Origin of the sequence: Streptomyces sp. NPDC052052 (assembly GCF_040680455.1) — a bacterium.
In the GTDB taxonomy this organism is placed as follows: Bacteria; Actinomycetota; Actinomycetes; order Streptomycetales; family Streptomycetaceae; genus Streptomyces.
In genome coordinates this window covers 224,010-242,081 of the sequence record NZ_JBFAWU010000003.1, presented here as the reverse complement: position 1 = coordinate 242,081, position 18,072 = coordinate 224,010, and the positions used below count along the sequence as shown (strand labels likewise).

Sequence of the window (18,072 nt, the reverse complement as noted above, 5' to 3'; positions counted from 1 at the left end):
TACTGATCGTTTCAAAACGAGGTTCGGAGTCGTCCCGAGCAGATGATGCCGCAAGCGAGTTGGAGGAGACCGGGGCGGAGGCCGGCGCGTATCTCGTAGCGGGTGCGCAGCCGTCCGGACTGGTGGAGCCAGGCGAAGTTCTGCTCGGCGACCCAGCGGGTCCTGCCCGGCCCTGAGCCGTGCGAAGCGTCACGGCGGGCGATCTGAGGGCGGGGCGGGAGCAGCGGGGTGATGCGCTCCCCCAGGTCATCAGGCGCAAGATCGTCCGGCACCTGCAGAACCGTCCCGCTATGCGGCCGGGATACCAAGACCCGCCACAGACCTGATGAAGCGATCAGTCACGGTCTCGCGCGAGGTCATCCGGCGGCCACCGCCGAATGCGCCCACGGTGCCTCACGGGACGCCACCGGGCCGAATCCCGCCATCCTCCCGCGAAGCGCGGGCGGATGGCGGGTTCGGTCAACCGGCCGGTTCAGCCTCCGCATTGATTGATCGAGAAGCCGGACACCGCGTTGTCGTAGAGGAACAGAAGTTCCTGTGTTGCACCCGCCGGGATGGGGTAGGAGCGGCCGTTGTAGTCGATATCGGTCCAGATGCAGAGTTCATCGCCGCTGCGGTTCCACACCGAGCTGGCTCGGTCGTTCCACACCCAGCCGATGTTGGGGGTGTTCACCGGAAAGAGCTGCACGACGTCCCCGGTGAGGTTGTGGCCGTCGAAGAAGCAGATCATGCCTTCCTGACAGCTGCTCACGATCCCGTCCTTGGTGGGGTCAGCCGATGCGGTTCCCGGACCCGCCAGTACGGCGGTGGAGGCGAGGACTGCTCCCAATACCGCGGTCTTGACTGTCAGCTTCATGCCTACCTCTTTCCCGTTGCTGCCCGTGGAAGCGCGGCCACGGTCGCCGCGCCCAGCTGTCATTCCTCGAAGGAATCCGGCCGTAAGACGGTCCCCGCCCGCATGTGGTTCACAGAGATGACATAGGTCACAGTCTCCGGAAGAGGTGGGCCATGGCGTTCTCGCGGCCTACCGATCGTTTCGGCATGGGATTCGGAGTCGTCGCAAGCAGATGATGCTGCAGGCGAGTTGGAGCAGTCCGAGGTGGAGGTCGGCGCGTATCTCGTAGCGGGTCCGCAGGCGTTTGAACTGATGGACCCAGGCGAAGGTCCGCTCGACGACCCACCTGGTCTTGCCCAGGTCGGATCCGTGGGCGGTGCCCTTGCGTGCGATCTTCGGCGTGATGCCACGAGCGCGCAGGAGACGACGGTACTTGTCGTAGTCGTAGCCGCGGTCGGCGAACAGCCGCCGTGGTCGGTGACGTGGCCTGCCCACCAAGCCCCGGATGCGGGGGATCGCGTCCAGCAGAGGCATGAGTTGGGTGACAGAGTCTGCCGCCGGCCCCGCCCACAGCCAAGCCCTACACCAAGCTCATTCTGAAATGATCAGTTACACGTCCAGAGGCTGGTGGCATCGGCCTGAACCGACGAAGGCCCCCCGTCAGTCGCCCGCCGGCCGCCGCAATCGCCGCGTCGACCGCGGCGATTGCGGCGGCGGGCGGCCGGGCGTCCTGCTGCTACCGGGGGTGGAGCACGATCCGGTCCTGCATCGTGGCCAGGACCTTGCGGGCCCGGGCGTCGTACTCCGGGGTGTCGGGGTACTCCACACGGAAGTACAGCTCCTCCTTCTCCGCGTCCTGAACTCCGCGTTCGATGCGGTGGTGCCGGGAGCCGGTCTGGCTGGAGTCGGTCTTGTGGTACGTCACCTCGAAGCCCGCGCCCGGGAGTCCCAGCAGGATGACGTCCTTGATTCCGTCGCTCCGGGCCTCGCTCATGGTGCCGTCGGCGCCCTTTCTGTACCAGGCGAGCTGTTCCTGCAGACTCGTCCGCGTTGCCTTGGCGACGTCGAAATCGTGATAGACGCTGATCACGATCTGGCCACCGGGACCCTCGTAGATCATGCCCTTGCCGTCGTTGTCGGAGCCGGTGAAGTCGGCCGGGACGGGCAGGTCCATGCGGTAGCGGGTTTCGTGCGCCAGGCGCCACCCGGAGGGGAGCGGGGAGGTGCCCGTCGCGGTGCGCGGGAACCGCATGTCGGCCGCCTTCCCGGTGCCGGATGTGGTGGACGGCGTCGGCGACGGGGCGGCCGGGGCCGGGGTCGCGGAGCCCGGGGTGGTGTCGGGGTCCGCCCCTGACGCGGGTGCAGAGGTGTGGCTTCCGTCCGTCCGGTCTGCCGCCCGGGCGCCGGAGTCGTCGCTGCCGTCCGGGTGGTTCAGCCACAGGACGCCCGCGGTGGCCAGCACCGCGAGCGCGCCGCCGAGCGCCGCCGTGCGCGCCGTGCGCCGGGAGGCCGGCCACCGCCTGCCGCCGCCTGTGGCGGAAGGTGATGCCAAGGCGGCCGGGTCCACAGCCGGTGGCGGCCCCGGGGCGGGCGACAGGGCTGCGGGCACCGCGGAGCCCGGACCCGTGGGCGGGGCCGACGGGTTGTACGGGGTCGTGGCCACCGCACCCAGGTCCCGGCCCACCGCCCCCAGCCTGGCAGCCACCTCCGAGGCCGAGCCGGGGCGGTCGTTCGGAGACTTGGCGAGGAGGCGGAGCGTCAGCGTGTCCAGGGCGGCCGGGATGCCCGGACGCAGCAGACCCGGCGCCACGACCGGTTCCGTCACATGGGCCACGAACAGGGAGTAGGTGTCCCGGTCCCCGAACGGGGTCCGCCCCGTGAGGAGTTCGTACAGCAGGCAGCCCGTCGAGTAGAGGTCGCTGCGGTGGTCCATCTGGGCGCCCTGTATCTGCTCCGGTGACATCCAGGGGGCGCTGCCCGCGACCAGGTCCCGGCTGATCCGCTCCAGGCCGTGCATCGGGTGGAACCAGGCGATCCCGAAGTCCAGCACCTTCACCGTTCCGTCCGGGGTGAGGATGACGTTGGCGGGCTTGATGTCGCGGTGCACCACCCCTGCCGCGTGGGCCGCCTCCAGGGCGGCGCAGACCTGGCGCACCCATTCCACCGCGAGGGCTGGGCCGGGTGGGCCCTCCGCCCGCAGGAAGGCGTCGAGGGTGCGGCCCGACACCCGCTCCATGACCACGTAGACCGTGTCGCCGTCCCGGCCGAAGTCGTGAACGGTGACGACGTGGCGGTTCTCCGACAGGCCGGCCGCCGCCCGCGCTTCGCGCTCCAGCCGGACCGCGGCGTCCGGGGTGCCCCCGGCCCCCGAGAGCACCTTCACCGCCACCGTCCGATGCAGCAGCCGGTCCCGCGCCGACCACACCACGCCCATGCCGCCGGCGCCGATGCGTTCCGTCAACTCGTAGCGCCCGCCCAGCACATGACCCGCCATGCCCGCCCCTTCCCCCAGGAACCCCGGGGGTTGCTCCGGGGTGGGCCTCAACCTAAGGGACCTCGGGGAGTGCCGGAACGGAAACCGGCGGCAACGGTCACGGGCGGTGCCGATTTCGCGCCGGTGCTGGTCCGCGACCGGCTCGGCGTGATCGTGTCGGCGCGCGGCGCGGGCGTCGACCCTCAGCAGCAGGCCGTGACCGGTCTTCGTGCGCCGGCACCTCGGCTGCCGCGCTGCGCGCAGGAGCGCCCGCGGTCACCGTGCCGGTGACCGCAGACCAGCCGTTCTGGGCGGGGCGACTCGCCGACCTCGGCGCCGCCACCGACCCGATCCCCTTCCGGTCCCTCACCGCCGAACGGCTTGCCGACTCACTTGACCACGTGGTGAAGCAGCAGGCATACAGCCGAGCCGCCGCACGAGCGGCGAAACATCTGGTGACCGAGAACGGAGCAGGTCAGACACTCAAGACCATCCAGCAGCTGGCCGATGGACGATGCTGATCCGTTCCGATGGAGCCTGTTGATGTCTCTGAATGTTCTGTCCGGCGGATCTTGATTCGAAAATCAGGCGGCAGCTGGGGACCGAGCCCCCTAACGTGCAGGCATGGAACCTTCACTTGAGCGTCCCCCTTTGCAGGCCGACGAACGCACCGCGCTCCTTGGCTGGCTGGATTTGCAACGGCAGATCCTGAGATGGAAATGCGAGGGCTTGAGCGAGGCTGACGCGCACCGCTCCGTCATCCCGACCTCGCCGGCGATGACGATGGCTGGGCTCATCAGTCATATGCGGTGGGTCGAACACACCTGGCTGGAGGTGATGTTCCTGGGCGGTGACAAGACGCAGAACCCGTCCTTCGACGAGACGGACGAGGATGCCGACTGGCGTACCGACGGCGTCTCTCTGAAACAACTGCTCGCGGAGTACGAGGCCCAGTGCGTCCGCAGTAACGAGATCGTGGCCGCGGCCTCCCTGGACGACGTCGGCCGCCACCCCGACTACCGCTCCGGCAAAGCCAACCTTCGGTGGATGCTCATCCACCTGGTCGAAGAGACCGGACGGCACGCGGGGCACGCGGACATCCTGAGGGAACTGCTCGACGGAGCGAAGGGGTACTACTAGCTCTCCCCGCTGGGTCGCGATTGGTGCCATGGGCGGATCGAGGCAACGGTGACCGTTCCGTGGAAGACGTAGGCACGTTTGTCGAACCTCGTTGCCACAGTTCGGAAGCTCTTGAGGGCATTGATCGTCCGTTCCACCTCGCCTGGACCGTCGACCTCGGCCGACCCGGGCGGGACCTCAGCCGCCTGTGCCACCTCGCGCGCCAGTACGACCAGGTTCGGCAGTGCGGGAGCGGCTGGGGGGCGGTTCGGGCGGGTGCGTCCGGTCCGTTCGATGAGTCGCCTCAAAGCCCCTTCAGAACACGATCAAGTGCCGCCCGGCCCGCAGGCCCCCAGTTCGGCTTGCCGCCGGGAAGGCCCCGATCTCCGTTCTGCCCCATGAGCATCAGGAAGAGGCTCTTCATAGCGGCCAGCCCGCGGGCGCGCCGGATCGTCGCCTTGTCTGCCTGCGCGTACATGTCGAAGAACCGCGAGGCCGTGCCCGCGGGCAGCAGCACCCACGCGGCGGCGAGGTCCCACGCCGGATCGCCGGCGAACAGGTCACCGAAATCGACGATGCCCGAGAGCGTTCCGTCCGAGACGACGACGTTCGCGGGATGGAGGTCGCCGTGCACCCACACCGGCGGACCTTCCCATGCCGGGGCCGCCACGGCGTCGTCCCAGACGGCCCGGACGTCGGCAGCGATGTCGTCGGGGGTAACGGCCTGGAAGAAGTGCTCGAAGCCGTCCGTGCAGTTCCTGGGATGGGCGCCGCGGTCCGTAGGGACCGGCGCCTCGGCGGGCGCTTCCCCATGGAGCGCCCGGAGGAAACCCGCCAGTGTGTCGGCTGCGTGGGCGCCGCGGCTGATCGAGCTGTGGTCCAGCGGCTCGCCGGGAACCCACGTCATCACGGTCCAGTGCTTGGGGAAGCGCTCGGACGGTTCGCCGAACCGTACCGGCGTCGGCACCGGGAGCGGCAGGCGCGGGGCCAGCACGGGTAGCCACCGCCGCTCCTTGAGCTGGGGCTCCGGGGTGGGGTCCATGCGCTGCATGCGGACGGCCAACTCGTCGCCGAGGCGCCACATCTGATTGCCCCATCCGCCCGCCACCTCGCGGATGGACAGCCCTGCAAGGTCTGGATGCTGCTCCCGCAGCAGATCGCGGACCAGGGTTGCGGTGATCTCGATCTCTGTGCCGGTCATGCGAAGTCACCGTAGTCGGGCGGCAGATGGAGAGGGCTTTCGTTCTCCGGATATCTCGCCGTGATCCCGGTCCCGACGGATCCGCTCAGAGGCCCACTCACATGACCTGTACCCACGGGTCTCCGCCTCTTGGTGTGGGGTGGCGCGTCACTCTGGAGGTCGGCCGTACCGCTCCAACGCCGCCTTGCTCGTGGACCGGTCGACAAGGTGCAGTTCCCACGGCCCGGTGTTCACGTCGAAGTCCTTGCCGAACCCCACCCACTTCCCGGCCATCCGTCGGCCGGTCGGCTCGACCAGGAGCTGAATGGCCCCGTGGTAGCGGGCCCCGTTGTAGTAGCCGTCTGCGGCAGTCTGCTCGACCCACGTCCCCGTGACTACGTTGCGATCAACGGTCAGGTCCAGCGTGAGCGGGCTGTCGGGGTTGCTGCTCGCCCCGGGCAGGCTCTGAACGGTCAGCCGGTTCCCGTGCTGGACGAGCACTACGTAGTGCTTGCCCTCGTACGAGTCGTCCCGGCTCGAAGAGAAGAACTCGTAGCGGCTGAGCCACACCCCCGAAAACGTCTCCTCACCCGTCTGCGCGGCGGGCTGCGCGCCTACTGCGGTAGACGCGACACCTGTTGCGCCGGTCTCCATGTCATGGCCTCCCTTGCCGTCTGCCTGGACTCGTGCCATCGGCACCGGCAGGGCGAACCCCAGTGCCTCGACCGGACGGCCAGTGACCCGTTCCAAGGCCCTGGCGTACACACCTCGAGGTGTCTTGCTCGTGCCGGACTCCCAGCGCTGCACCAGCCGCTTGGAGGCCTCGTTCGGCTCCCCCAGTTCCGTTCCTGCCCGGCGGAGTGCCTTGGCGAAGTCGTCTTGGCTTAAGCGCAGGCTGATACGTACGGCCCGCAGCACATCATTCGGCACCACGTCGGTCGTCGTCATGACGTCAAAGCTAGACCGAACCACCTTGTAATGACACCGGTTTGACGCCCCGGAGGTGTCATTGACACCCCACCGAGGGACGCCCAGGCGACGCCCGAAGCGTCGTCGCTCCGACCGGTCGGCGGCGGGAACATCGCTTCACCAACCGGACCGGGCAGCGGAAGGCAAACGATGACCATGACCGTGCGGGTGTCTCGCGACTCCGGCCAGACGTTCGGCGCCGAGGTGATCTACCCCAGCAGCACCGCCGAGAAGCCGTTGACCCCGATGGCCTCTGCGGTCTGGCCTCCCTGCAAGTGCCCCCGATGCTCCTCACCGACCAGGAAGGAACAGACGTGACGATCACCGGCACGACGAAGACCGTGTACGACCTCATCACTCCGGAACTGAGGGACGGCCTCCTCGCCATGGTCCGCGAGGACTCCTGGCCGGAGATGACCGACGACCAGGGCGAGCGCGGCATCAACCAGGTGGCGGCCTTCCTCGCCGTCGCCGCGAACACCACAAAGAGGGCCACGCCCAGCCTTCGCGTGGACCTCTTCTGGCACGCGTTCGTGCTCCACACCAAGCACTACGCCGAGTTCTGCGAGGCGCTCGGCGGCGGGTTCATCCATCACGTCCCCGACCGCAGCAGCGGTCACAGCCCCGCCGAGGGACGAGCCGCGATGCGTCGGACGGCCGAGATGATCCGATCGGCCGGCTTCGACGTGGACCCGGAGTTCTGGCCGATCAACGGCGCGGCCGACTGCACCCAGAGCTATGCGGGCTGCTCCGACAGCCCCGTTGCCAAGTAGCGCTGCCGCAAGCGGAGCAACGGACCCGCCAGAGCTTCAGCCGCCCGGTATCGTGCCGGGCGGCTGTCGCCGTGAACGAGAACGGACAGGTAGTGACTGACTCTCGCAGCACCGCTTGGGACACGTACGCGCAGAGCAAGCCCCAACGGCGGAAAACGAACGCCAAGGACGAGACCACGTGGTTCAACTGGACCCAGTACCCGGACCACGGCCCGGGGGCCGACGTGCTCAACCTCAGCTCCGGAGACAGTGTGCTCGACCTCGGGTGCGGGGCTGGAGGGAATGCCGCTCACCTCGCGACGCTCGGCATGAAGGCCGCCGGTGTCGATCTCTCCGCCCAACAACTCGGCAAGGCACGCGAGCGGTGGCTGGGCACGGACGGAATGGAACTCCACCAGGCCGATGCCCTCACCTACCTCGGGGACTCGCTCACGATCTTCGACGCGGTCTACAGCGTGTTCGGTGCTGTCTGGTTCACCGATCCCGGGCTGCTGCTGCCGGTCATCCACGCCAACCTCAGGCCCGGAGGGGTGTTCGCCTTCTCCCAGCGGCCTCCGGTCGAAGGGTGCTACGGCTGCCAGGCGTCGTACATCCCGCGCGGGTCCGACGAAGACCCCGCTGTCGTCAAGCGGTGGGACTTCGAACCCGATGTGTGGGTGCTGATGCTCAAGGAACACGGTTACGTGGACGTGTCGGCATCCGTGATCGCCCCGCCCCCGGGCAGTCGGCGTACGGGCACTTTGTTCGTCCGGGGCGTCCACGGAGGCTAGGAGCTGTTGGGCGATCACGCTTTATCCCCCACGGCATTCGCGCCGACGAATGCTGGGGCGAGATGGTCGAGCTATAGGGTTCGGCCGGGGGTGACCATGACTGATCGTGGCTGGTACGACGACGGTGAGTACCAAGACGCACTCCAACGGGCCGAGCAGGCAACGCGAGTCGGCTGGGCGGCGATTGTCGGTACGACAGGAGCGTTGGGCTGCGCACTGATTATCTTGGTCGCGCTCGGATTCGTTGCAGTCGTGGCGGTCATGTACGTAGTGGTGGCCATGCACTACTGAAACTTGCGAGGCTCCTCTTCCTTGGCACCGCAACCGCCGCAGTCCTCACGATGTGGATCCGAACGTGACGACCGGGCAAGTCCTTAACGGCTGCCAGGCGAACGATCTTCATTGGGCGAGGCTCGGTACCGGCACGCTGCCTCGTCGGGCGCTCTGCTCGTGTGCGGCGGTTTTTCAGGCCCGTGCGGGGAAGTCGGGATGGTCGGCGTAGGGCGAAGCGAGGTCACGCAAGTCGCGGCACGGCCAGGGGTCGCGGGCGTGACGGGCCAGGATGCGTCGCTTGGCCTCGATCTCGCGCAGGACGCGGGCTGGGTCGTGCAGCGCCACATGCAGGGCAATCGTGGGGTGAAAACCGGAGAGGTCAACCTGACAGAAGTCGACCGTGTGTCCCTGGGCGGACCACTCCCCGCACCCGTCACCGTCGCAGCGCTGGGCCAAGGCAGCCTCCTCATCCAGCCGGGCCTTGAGGAACCTCACCAGTTCTTTGGTCATAGGAGCATTCTCGACCTCGGCCGCCCCGGTCGGGACCTCAGCCTCCCCCCGCGCCGCGCCGCCCCACCACCTCGCGTGCCAGCGCGACCAGGTTCGGCAGTGCGGGGTGGCCGGGGGCGTCCCGTCGGGCCAGCAGGACGGGGACGGTCGGGGCGTCGCTGAGCGGGCGGAAGGCGACTCCGGCGTGCGGGTGCATGTCGGCGGTGGACGCGGTGGAGACGCCGGTGCCGCGCCCGGCGGCGATGGCGGTCAGCCAGTCGTCGGTGTTGGCGACGGTGAGGGTGGCGGCGGGCCGGGCGTCCGGGGGCCAGAGGTCGAGGGTGGTGGTGCCGGAGACGGTGTTGAGGACGACGGTGCCGCCCGCGAGATCGGCGAGCCGGAGCGTGGTGCGGTCGGCGAGCGGTCCGTCCGCGGCCACTGCCGCCACCCGGCCCTCGTCGAACAGCACCTCGGTGACCAGCCCCGGTGCCTCGACGGGGCCTCTCAGAAGGGCGGCGTCGACCTCGCCCCGGGTGAGTCCGGCGGTGCGGTCGTCGATCCGCAGCAGTTCCAGCGGGGTCTGCGGATACCGCTCCTGCCAGCGGCGGAGCAGCGGTGTGGTGTAGGGGCCGAACGCGGACCAGGCGTGCCCCAGCCGCAGCGGCCAGTGGTGCAGCCCGGCGGGGTCGAGTGCCGCGTCGAACGCGGCGACCGCGGCGGCGGCCCGGTCCCGGAAGGCGACGCCCTCGGGGGTGAGGACGAGATGGTGGGTGGACCGGTCGACGAGCCGGATGCCGAGGCGCTGTTCCAGGGTGGCGAGGGTGCGGGAGACCGCGGGCTGGGTGAGGCCGAGCCGGTCGGCGGCGCGGGTGACGTTGCCCTCGTCGGCGATTGCGAGGAAGGCGCGCAGATGGCGGACCTCGATGCCGCGGCCGGGCCCGCGCCCCGCCGGGCTCTCTTCGCGGCCGTCGCCGCCGCGTCCCAGGCTCATGCGCGGGAAGCATAACGGGAGTACGGCAGGCATTTCACGGGCTACGCGCCGATACCTACCGTAGGGAGAGACGTCCCGTGAAGGGAGTACAGTGCATTGGATCGTGCAGTGCATTGAAATGAACCAAGAGGCTCGGGAGGGGCACCCCAGGTGAACGGCCGGCGCAGGGCAGCAGGAGTGGCGGTCACGGAACGGGTCGCAGCCGTCGCCGTACCGGAGGCGGTGTCCGCCCCGGCCGGGGCGGCAGGTCCGGTACGACCCATGGGTCGGAGGGCGGCGCTCGCCCCGGTCGCGCTGGTGGTCGCGGGCGGCATCTCCGTCCAGTTCGGCTCCGCGATCGCGGTCCTGCTGATGCCGCGGGCCGGAGCGCTCGGCGTCGTCACCCTGCGACTGGCCGCCGCCGCACTCGTCCTGCTGCTCGTCTGCCGTCCGAAGCTGCGCGGCCACACATCGGCCGACTGGGGCACGGTCCTCGCGTTCGGGCTGGCCATGGGCGGTATGAACGCGCTGTTCTACCAGGCTGCCGCCCGTATCCCGCTGGGCGCTGCCGTCACCCTGGAGGTGCTGGGCCCGCTGGCCCTGTCGGTGATCGCCTCGCGCCGGGCGGCCAACGTGGTGTGGGCGGGCCTCGCGCTGGGCGGTGTGGTGCTGCTGAGCGGGGGAGGCTTCGACCGCCTCGATCCCGCAGGTGCCGCGTACGCACTGGGCGCGGGTGCCATGTGGGCGGCGTACATCGTCTTCAGCGCCCGCACCGGCCGTCGCTTCCCCCAACTGGACGGCCTCGCCCTGGCCATGGCGGTTGCCGCGCTCCTCTCGCTGCCCCTCGGCATCCTGGAATCCGGCTCGCGCCTGCTGGTCCCGTCCACCCTGGGGCTCGGGGCGGCGGTGGCGCTGCTCAGCTCGGTTCTGCCGTACACCCTCGAACTCATCGCGCTGCGCCGCATGCCCGCACCCACCTTTGCGATCCTGATGAGCCTGGAGCCGGCCATCGCGGCCACGGCCGGCTTCCTCGTCCTCGACCAGGCCCTCTCCGCGACGGACGCCCTGGCCATCGCCCTGGTCATCGGGGCGAGCATGGGCGCGGTGCGCGCCACCACCAAGCAAGGTGCTGGGGAGAAGGGCGAGCGGCACGGCACGGGTCAGGCGGCGGGCGCCGACGCCTGACCGCGGTCCCGGCCGGGCGTTGGCGGCGGCCGGGTGATCTGCTGCTGCCGCGGGCTACTGGGCCGAGTTACGCGGTGGTGTCGGCAGCTCCTGCTCCCGGCGTCTCCGGCGTCTCCGGCTTTCGGGCCAGGAGGTACGCCTGCTGACCTTGCCGGGGCTTCTCCTGCTCATTCGGCTCGCGGATCAGCCGGGCATCCACCATCAGCCCGGCCTGACTCAGCAGCTCGGCGATGCGGTCGGGAGAGACCCAGTAGACGTCGAGGGACAGCTCGTGCCCGTATGCGTTTTCCAGGTGCCGGAGCTTGTCACCGGCCTTGAAAGCGATCAGTAGATGGCCGCCTGGAGCCAGCACGCGGTGGAACTCTGCGAAGACAACCGGCAGCAGCTCCGGAGGGGTGTGCACGATGGAGTACCAGGCGATGGCGCCGCCAAGACTGCCGTCAGCCAGGTCCAGGTCGGTCATCGACCCTTCGTCGAATCGCAGGTCCGGATGCCTGCGACGGGCAACCGCAACCGTCTCCGGGGACAGGTCGATGCCGAACGCGGTCACCCCGAGGGACTGAAGGTGTGCTGTCACGTGGCCGGGCCCGCAGCCGAGGTCGGCGACGGGTCCGGCGTCGAGGGCCCGCGTGAGTTCGGCGAACGTGCTTATCATCGCGCGGCCGTAGACGTCGTCCCCGAACCTCGGGGGCACGAGCTTGGCGTAGTTGATGGCAACGGTGTCGTAGGCCGCGCGGATGGCGGGCAGGCAGGCTGGTTCGGTCATGGCTGAGGACCTTAGTGCCCACCCGCTCTTGTCCATTGCCCTTCACCGAGCGTCGGCGTGCGAGATGTCCGTTCGCGGAGCCTCGGGATCCGGTGTCTTCGCGGCGCGAGCGCCGACCGTCAGCAGCAGGGCCGTGACCAGCCCCAGCGCGCCGGCCGCCAGTAGCTGCATCCGGTAGTCGAGGACCGCGACCATGGCCGAGCCTGCGAGGAGGGCGAGTCCGGTCGGGGCGAAGACCAGGGTATTGGCGGTGGCCGCGACCCGGCCGAGCAGTTCGTTCGGCGTTTCCTTCTGGACCGCGGTCAGTGCGCTGATGAGCGGCCAGGGCAGGCCCAGGCCGATGAGCAGGCTGCCGCCGAGTACGACGGGAATGAGGTCGGTGAGCCGGGTCAGGACCCCGAGTGTGAAGACGATCAGTCCGACGACCGACAGGGCGCGTGCCGGAAGCCGGCGCAGGAGCGCGCCGGCTGCCAGGCCGCTGATGATCGATCCGACCCCCTGGAGGGAGGTGAGGACGCCGGCGTATGCCGCGGGCTGGTGCAGGCCGATGTCCAGGAGCGCGTAGGTGGCGGTGCTGCTGAGGCTCGATGCCGCCATGGCGCAACCACCCGCGACCACCAAGGAGCGCAGCATCGGATGCCGCCAGAGGTAGCGGATCCCTTCCGCGGTCTCGGCGGTCCACTTCTGCCCTGCCCGGCGTGCGGGCACGGCTTCGCGCACGCGGATCAGCGCGAATGCGGCCGCGGCCAGGAGGAAGGACAGTGCGTTCAGCAGCGCGACGGTGGGACCGCCGAACAGGGTGAAGAGGCCCGCACCGATCAGGGGGCCGATCAGTTTGTTGCTCTCGATCGCGGTCCGGACCAGGCCGTTGAAGTCCCCGCGCAGCTTGCTCGGTATGGCGGATGCGATCAACGCGGTTTCGGCGGCATCCATGAGTACCGTTCCCACGCCCACCGAGGTCGGCGCCGCGAAGAGCAGCCAGACATCCTGCGAGGAGCGCACGGCGAGCGGCGCCATCATGATCAGGCCCAGAGTCAGGCTCGTGGCGATCAGGAGGGTGCGGCGGCGCATCCGGTCGGCCAGGGTGCCGATGAACGGTCCGGCCAGGGTCGGTGCCCAGGAGCAGAAACCCACCAGGGCGGCAAGGCTGTTGGAGCCGGTGAGCTCCTTCACCCAGACCCCGGCGGCCAGCAGCATGGCCGAATCCCCGAAGCCGGAGATGATCACGCCCGTCATGTAGACGCGCGCATTGCGGTCCCTCAGTACGGTGAATAAGCCGACAGTCATTCCTCGCCCCCTCCGTGACGTCGTGTCAGGCTTCGGCACCCTACCCCCAACCATTTCGTTGGCGGTAGAACTCGGCCACGAGGCATGCGCTTTACTTGGCGGGGTGACCGACACGGACCCCGTTCTGAGAGCACTCGCCCACCCCCTGCGGCTGCGGATGCTCACGCTCATGTGGCCCGGGCCGATGTCCGCCGCCGAACTCTCCCGGGAGCTGGACATCTCCCACGCCCTGGCGAGCCGGCACCTTCGGAACCTGGACGCCGTCGGGCTGGTCGAACTGGCCGAGGAACGCACCCGCCGCGGCGGCCGGGAGCGCCGCTACCGCACCGTCCACGGTTCGCCGCTGTCCGACCGGCACGACGGGGCCCAGTTGCTGGGAGCCACCCTGGCCCACACGCTCAAGGAGCGTGCCGTGCGCCGGGATCCGGGAGGCAGGGGGGTGACGGTCGATGCGGAACTGTGGGTGGAGCCAGAGGTGTGGGACGCGGCCCGGCAGAAGCTCGCCGACATCGCGAGGGAACTGCATGACGCCGCCCGCCTGCCCCGTTCGCCCGGAACGATGCCCGTGGGTATGACCCTGATGGCCTTCCCGATGCGGGAGGCGTCGCCCGCCGGAATCCCGGGCGAGCCGTCCCGGCCGTCGGGCCCCACCACCCATCCCGTTCAGGAATCGACCGAATCCTGATTCCTGAGCAGGGCCAGGGAAGGGTGATCCGCGGGAGCGACGACCGTTCGGACACACTCCCAGGTCCGGGAAACCCAGGCGGGCCCCGGTAAGAAAATCATGCAAGCATGCTTGCTTGTTTTCTTGAGCGCTGGCATGCTCCCGGGCACACCGCCACGCCCCGAGGGAGTGCACCGTGTCCGAAGCATCGGCCGTGACCGTCGCCGTACTCGACGACCTGAGCCAGGAGAGCGAGGAACTCGACCTGCTGGTCGCCGGGGCTGGTCCGGCGCAGTGGGCCGCGCCGACCCCTGCCGAGGGGTGGAGCGTCGCCCACCAGATCGCCCATCTGCTCTGGACCGACGAGGTCGCCCTGATCGCCGTCACCGAGCCGGACGCGTTCGGCGCCGAGGTCGAGAAGGCGCTCGCCCGGCCCGAGACGTTCGTGGACGAGGCGGCCCGGGAGATCGTCTCGCTGCTGCCCGCCGAGGAGTTGCTCGTACGGTGGCGGGAGGGGCGCAACGAGCTGCACGAGGCGTTGCGGGCGGCGCCGCCCGGGGTGAAGTTCCCCTGGTACGGCCCGCCGATGAGCGTCGCCTCCATGGCGACCGCGCGGCTGATGGAGACCTGGGCACACGGCCAGGACATCGCCGACGCCCTCGGGGTGACCCGGCAGCCGACCGGCCGGCTGCGGCATGTGGCCCGGATCGGCGTACGGGCCCGGGACTACGCCTACTTCGTCCGCGGCGAGCAGCCGCCCGCCGAGCAGTTCCGGGTGGAACTCCAGGGGCTGGACGGTGAGTTGATGGCCTACGGTCCGGAGGGCGCCGCGCAGCGGATCGGCGGGCCGCTGCTCGACTTCTGCCTCCTGGTCACCCAGCGCGCTCACCGCGACGACCTCGCCCTCACCGCCGTCGGCCCGGACGCCGAGCGGTGGCTGGACATCGCGCAGGCCTTCGCCGGCCCGGCGGGTACCGGACGCCCCCGGAAGGGGGAACGGTGACCCGGCCGGGAGAGGGCACGGCGCCGCTGCGGATCGGGAACGCCTCCGGTTTCTACGGCGACCGGTTCGACGCCGTCCGCGAGATGCTCACCGGCGGACCCCTGGACGTGCTGACCGGGGACTACCTCGCCGAACTCACCATGCTCATCCTGGGGCGCAGCCGCCTCAAGGACCCGACGCGCGGATACGCCGCCACCTTCCTGCGGCAGTTGGAGGAGAACCTCCACCTCGCCCAGGAGCGCGGGGTGCGGATCGTGACCAACGCCGGAGGGCTCAACCCGGCCGGACTCGCCGACGCCATCCGGGAGTTGGCGGCGAAGCTCGATGTCCCGGTGCGGGTCGCCCATGTCGAGGGCGACAGCCTGCCCGTGCCCGCCGGGTACCTCACCGCCAACGCCTACCTCGGCGGCGCCGGGATCGCCGCCTGCCTGCGGGCCGGGGCCGACATCGTGGTCACCGGGCGGGTCACCGACGCCGCCCTCGTGACCGGCCCCGCCGCCGCGCACTTCGGCTGGGGGCCGGACGACCTGGACGCGCTGGCCGGTGCCGTCGTCGCAGGGCACGTACTGGAGTGCGGGACGCAGGCCACTGGCGGCAACTACGCCTTCTTCGGGGAGCACGACGTACGACGTCCCGGCTTCCCGCTCGCCGAGATTCACGCCGACGGCTCCAGCGTCATCACCAAGCACGACGGGACGGGCGGTGTCGTCGACCTCGGCACCGTCACCGCCCAACTGCTGTACGAGACCCATGGGGCACGGTACGCCGGGCCCGATGTCACCGCCCGCCTGGACACCGTCACCCTGACGCAGGACGGGCCGGACCGGGTGCGGATCAGCGGGGTGCGCGGGGAGGCGCCCCCGCCCACGCTGAAGACCGGACTGACCCGGCTGGGCGGCTGGCGCAACGAGGTCGTCTTCGTGCTCACCGGTCTCGATATCGAGGCCAAGGCCCGGCTCGTCCGGGACCAGTTCGCCGACGCCCTCGCCCGCGCCGCGCACCCGCCGGCCGAGGTGCGGTGGGAGCTGGCCCGTACCGACCGGGCCGACGCCGCGACCCAGGAGACCGGGAGCGCCCTGCTCCGGCTCGTGGTGCGCGACCAGGACGCCGAGGCGGTCGGCCGTGCGGTGTCCGGCGCGGCCGTCGAGCTGGCCCTCGGCAGCTACCCGGGCTTCCATGTCACCGCCCCGCCCGGAAAGGGCGCCCCCTACGGGGTGTTCGAGGCCGGGACGGTGGACGCGGGCGAGGTCGGCCAGGTGGCCGTGGGGCCGGACGGGGCGCGGGAGACGGTGACGGTCACCGGGCCGTACCGGGAGCTGGTTCCGGTCCCGGAACCCGCGCTGCCCCAGCCGCTGCCCGCCGGGCCCACCCGTACCGTCCCGCTCGGGCTGCTCGCCGGGGCCCGCAGCGGTGACAAGGGTGGCGACGCCAACGTCGGGGTGTGGGTGAGGGACGACGACGCCTGGCGGTGGCTGGTCCATGAGCTGACCGTCGAGCGCTTCCAGGAGCTGCTGCCGGAGACCGCCCCGCTCACCGTCGTACGCCATGTCCTGCCCCATCTGCGGGCGTTGAACTTCGTCGTCCAGGGCCTGCTCGGCGAGGGCGTCGCCGCGCAGGCCCGCTTCGACCCGCAGGCCAAGGCGGTGGGGGAGTGGCTGCGCTCGCGGCACCTCCCCGTCCCCGTCGCCCTGCTCGACCGCATGGAGGTGCCCGCATGACCGTCCTGCCCACCGCGCTGGACACCACCGGACCCGAGTACGCGGCCCACCGCGAAGCGATGCTGGCCAAGCTCGCCGAACTGGACGCGGAACAAGCCAAGGCCCTCGCGGGCGGCGGCGAGAAGTACCTGGCCCGGCACCGCAAACGCGGCAAGCTGCTCGCCCGGGAACGGATCGAGCTGCTGGTCGACCCGGACACCCCGTTCCTGGAACTGTCGCCGCTCGCCGCCTGGGGCAGTGATTACGCGGTCGGTGCCTCGCTGGTCACCGGGATCGGGATCGTCGAGGGCGTCGAGTGCCTGATCACCGCCAACGACCCGACCGTGCGCGGCGGGGCCTCCAACCCCTGGACCCTGAAGAAGGCCCTGCGGGCCAACGAGATCGCCTTCGCCAACCGGCTGCCCTGCATCAGCCTCGTCGAGTCCGGCGGAGCCGACCTGCCCTCGCAGAAGGAGATCTTCATCCCGGGCGGGGCCCTCTTCCGCGACCTCACCCGGCTGTCCGCCGCAGGCATCCCGACCGTGGCCGTCGTCTTCGGCAACTCCACCGCGGGCGGTGCGTACGTGCCCGGGATGTCCGACCACACCGTGATGATCAAGGAGCAGTCCAAAGTCTTCCTCGGTGGCCCGCCCCTGGTGAAGATGGCCACCGGCGAGGAGAGCGACGACGAGTCCCTCGGTGGCGCCGAGATGCACGCCCGTACGTCCGGCCTCGCCGACCACTACGCCCTCGACGAGCACGACGCGCTGCGCCAGGCCCGCCGGGTCGTCGCCCGCCTCAACTGGCGCAAGGCACACGCCGATCCGGGGCCTGCCGAGCCGCCGAAGTACGACGAGGACGAGCTGATCGGGATCGTGCCCGGCGACCTCAAGGTGCCCTTCGACCCGCGCGAGGTGATCGCCCGGCTGGTCGACGGATCGGACTTCGACGCGTTCAAGCCGCTCTACGGCAGCAGCCTGGTCACCGGATGGGCGCGGCTGCACGGCTACCCGGTCGGCATCCTCGCCAACGCGCAGGGCGTGCTGTTCAGCGAGGAGTCGCAGAAGGCCGCGCAGTTCATCCAACTCGCCAACCAGCGCGACATTCCGCTGCTCTTCCTGCACAACACCACCGGCTACATGGTCGGCAGGGAGTACGAACAGGGCGGCATCATCAAGCACGGCGCCATGATGATCAACGCGGTGTCCAACTCCCGCGTCCCGCACCTGTCCGTGCTGATGGGCGCCTCCTACGGGGCCGGTCACTACGGCATGTGCGGGCGGGCCTACGACCCGCGCTTCCTGTTCGCCTGGCCCAGCAGCAAGTCCGCCGTCATGGGCCCCCAGCAGCTCGCCGGCGTCCTGTCGATCGTCGCCCGCGCCTCCTCCGCCGCCAAGGGCCTGCCCTACGACGACGAGGCCGACGCCGGACTGCGCGCCATGGTCGAGCAGCAGATCGAGTCGGAGTCGCTGCCGATGTTCCTGTCGGGGCGGCTGTACGACGACGGAGTCATCGACCCGCGCGACACCAGGACCGTCCTCGGGATGTGCCTGTCCGCGATCCACACCGCACCGGTCGAGGGCGCCCGCGGCGGCTTCGGCGTCTTCCGGATGTGAGGA

The 18,072-nt window shown here is 70.2% G+C and carries 16 protein-coding genes and 3 pseudogenes; 9 read left to right on the top strand and 10 right to left on the bottom strand.

All coding sequences use genetic code 11. From position 1 onward, the window contains the following. Window positions 1-11 precede the first annotated feature (11 nt). From AB0L71_RS05050 to AB0L71_RS05035, 4 genes and pseudogenes are all read right to left on the bottom strand, one after another. Window positions 12-209: pseudogene (locus tag AB0L71_RS05050) on the bottom strand (IS5/IS1182 family transposase); the annotation flags it as partial. Window positions 210-472: 263 nt separating this feature from the next. After that, window positions 473-856: a peptidase inhibitor family I36 protein gene (locus AB0L71_RS05045; protein ID WP_365237950.1), complete on the bottom strand. Its 384-nt coding sequence runs from the start codon at window positions 854-856 to the stop codon at window positions 473-475. Between the two features lie 168 nt (window positions 857-1,024). After that, window positions 1,025-1,387 (bottom strand): annotated as a pseudogene (locus tag AB0L71_RS05040) (transposase); the annotation flags it as partial. 184 nt (window positions 1,388-1,571) lie between these two features. After that, a complete protein-coding gene (locus AB0L71_RS05035; protein WP_365237948.1) occupies window positions 1,572-3,329 on the bottom strand; it encodes a protein kinase in 1,758 nt (585 codons plus the stop codon). Window positions 3,330-3,541: 212 nt separating this feature from the next. Here AB0L71_RS05035 and AB0L71_RS05030 point away from each other — a divergent pair. Together AB0L71_RS05030 and AB0L71_RS05025 are read left to right on the top strand one after the other, a co-directional pair. Next, window positions 3,542-3,829, top strand: a pseudogene (locus AB0L71_RS05030) (nucleotide disphospho-sugar-binding domain-containing protein); the annotation flags it as partial. Window positions 3,830-3,932: 103 nt separating this feature from the next. After that, complete coding sequence (locus AB0L71_RS05025; RefSeq protein ID WP_365237946.1) at window positions 3,933-4,448, top strand: DinB family protein; 516 nt, start codon at window positions 3,933-3,935, stop codon at window positions 4,446-4,448. A 283-nt stretch (window positions 4,449-4,731) separates the two neighbouring features. Here AB0L71_RS05025 and AB0L71_RS05020 read toward each other — a convergent pair whose 3' ends face one another. Both AB0L71_RS05020 and AB0L71_RS05015 read right to left on the bottom strand, forming a co-directional pair. Next, window positions 4,732-5,628 carry an aminoglycoside phosphotransferase family protein gene (locus tag AB0L71_RS05020; RefSeq protein ID WP_365237944.1) on the bottom strand — a complete coding sequence of 299 codons (897 nt, stop codon included), beginning with the start codon at window positions 5,626-5,628 and terminating at the stop codon, window positions 4,732-4,734. 147 nt (window positions 5,629-5,775) lie between these two features. Then, the gene (locus tag AB0L71_RS05015) at window positions 5,776-6,555 is read right to left on the bottom strand and encodes a helix-turn-helix transcriptional regulator (RefSeq protein WP_365237941.1); all 780 of its coding nucleotides are present in this window, start codon (window positions 6,553-6,555) and stop codon (window positions 5,776-5,778) included. 335 nt (window positions 6,556-6,890) lie between these two features. On the opposite strand from AB0L71_RS05015, the gene AB0L71_RS05010 reads away from it, so the two are divergent. Together AB0L71_RS05010 and AB0L71_RS05005 are read left to right on the top strand one after the other, a co-directional pair. Next, window positions 6,891-7,349, top strand: a complete 459-nt coding sequence (locus tag AB0L71_RS05010; protein ID WP_365237939.1) for a hypothetical protein — start codon at window positions 6,891-6,893, stop codon at window positions 7,347-7,349. A 92-nt stretch (window positions 7,350-7,441) separates the two neighbouring features. Then, on the top strand, window positions 7,442-8,119 hold the full coding sequence (locus AB0L71_RS05005) for a class I SAM-dependent methyltransferase (protein WP_365237936.1): 678 nt from the start codon (window positions 7,442-7,444) through the stop codon (window positions 8,117-8,119). A gap of 465 nt (window positions 8,120-8,584) precedes the next feature. On the opposite strand, the gene AB0L71_RS05000 is transcribed toward AB0L71_RS05005, so the two are convergent. Continuing rightward, a complete protein-coding gene (locus AB0L71_RS05000; protein WP_365237934.1) occupies window positions 8,585-8,902 on the bottom strand; it encodes a DUF6221 family protein in 318 nt (105 codons plus the stop codon). Window positions 8,903-8,939: 37 nt separating this feature from the next. After that, window positions 8,940-9,872, bottom strand: a complete 933-nt coding sequence (locus AB0L71_RS04995) for a LysR family transcriptional regulator (protein WP_365237931.1) — start codon at window positions 9,870-9,872, stop codon at window positions 8,940-8,942. 261 nt (window positions 9,873-10,133) lie between these two features. On the opposite strand from AB0L71_RS04995, the gene AB0L71_RS04990 reads away from it, so the two are divergent. After that, window positions 10,134-11,036, top strand: a complete 903-nt coding sequence (locus AB0L71_RS04990; RefSeq protein ID WP_365237929.1) for an EamA family transporter — start codon at window positions 10,134-10,136, stop codon at window positions 11,034-11,036. Window positions 11,037-11,103: 67 nt separating this feature from the next. On the opposite strand, the gene AB0L71_RS04985 is transcribed toward AB0L71_RS04990, so the two are convergent. Together AB0L71_RS04985 and AB0L71_RS04980 are read right to left on the bottom strand one after the other, a co-directional pair. Continuing rightward, on the bottom strand, window positions 11,104-11,802 hold the full coding sequence (locus tag AB0L71_RS04985; RefSeq protein WP_365237926.1) for a class I SAM-dependent methyltransferase: 699 nt from the start codon (window positions 11,800-11,802) through the stop codon (window positions 11,104-11,106). A gap of 42 nt (window positions 11,803-11,844) precedes the next feature. Continuing rightward, on the bottom strand, window positions 11,845-13,089 hold the full coding sequence (locus AB0L71_RS04980; RefSeq protein WP_365237923.1) for an MFS transporter: 1,245 nt from the start codon (window positions 13,087-13,089) through the stop codon (window positions 11,845-11,847). A gap of 103 nt (window positions 13,090-13,192) precedes the next feature. On the opposite strand from AB0L71_RS04980, the gene AB0L71_RS04975 reads away from it, so the two are divergent. The 4 genes from AB0L71_RS04975 to AB0L71_RS04960 all read left to right on the top strand — a co-directional run bounded on the left by AB0L71_RS04975 (window position 13,193) and on the right by AB0L71_RS04960 (window position 18,069). Then, window positions 13,193-13,774, top strand: a complete 582-nt coding sequence (locus tag AB0L71_RS04975; RefSeq protein ID WP_365237920.1) for a winged helix-turn-helix domain-containing protein — start codon at window positions 13,193-13,195, stop codon at window positions 13,772-13,774. Window positions 13,775-13,949: 175 nt separating this feature from the next. Then, the gene (locus tag AB0L71_RS04970; protein WP_365237917.1) at window positions 13,950-14,756 is read left to right on the top strand and encodes a TIGR03084 family metal-binding protein; all 807 of its coding nucleotides are present in this window, start codon (window positions 13,950-13,952) and stop codon (window positions 14,754-14,756) included. After that, on the top strand, window positions 14,753-16,474 hold the full coding sequence (locus AB0L71_RS04965; protein WP_365237916.1) for an acyclic terpene utilization AtuA family protein: 1,722 nt from the start codon (window positions 14,753-14,755) through the stop codon (window positions 16,472-16,474). The genes AB0L71_RS04970 and AB0L71_RS04965 overlap by 4 nt, the downstream gene beginning before the upstream one ends. After that, window positions 16,471-18,069, top strand: coding sequence for a carboxyl transferase domain-containing protein (locus AB0L71_RS04960; RefSeq protein ID WP_365237914.1), 1,599 nt, complete (start codon window positions 16,471-16,473; stop codon window positions 18,067-18,069). The genes AB0L71_RS04965 and AB0L71_RS04960 overlap by 4 nt, the downstream gene beginning before the upstream one ends. Window positions 18,070-18,072: the final 3 nt, after the last annotated feature.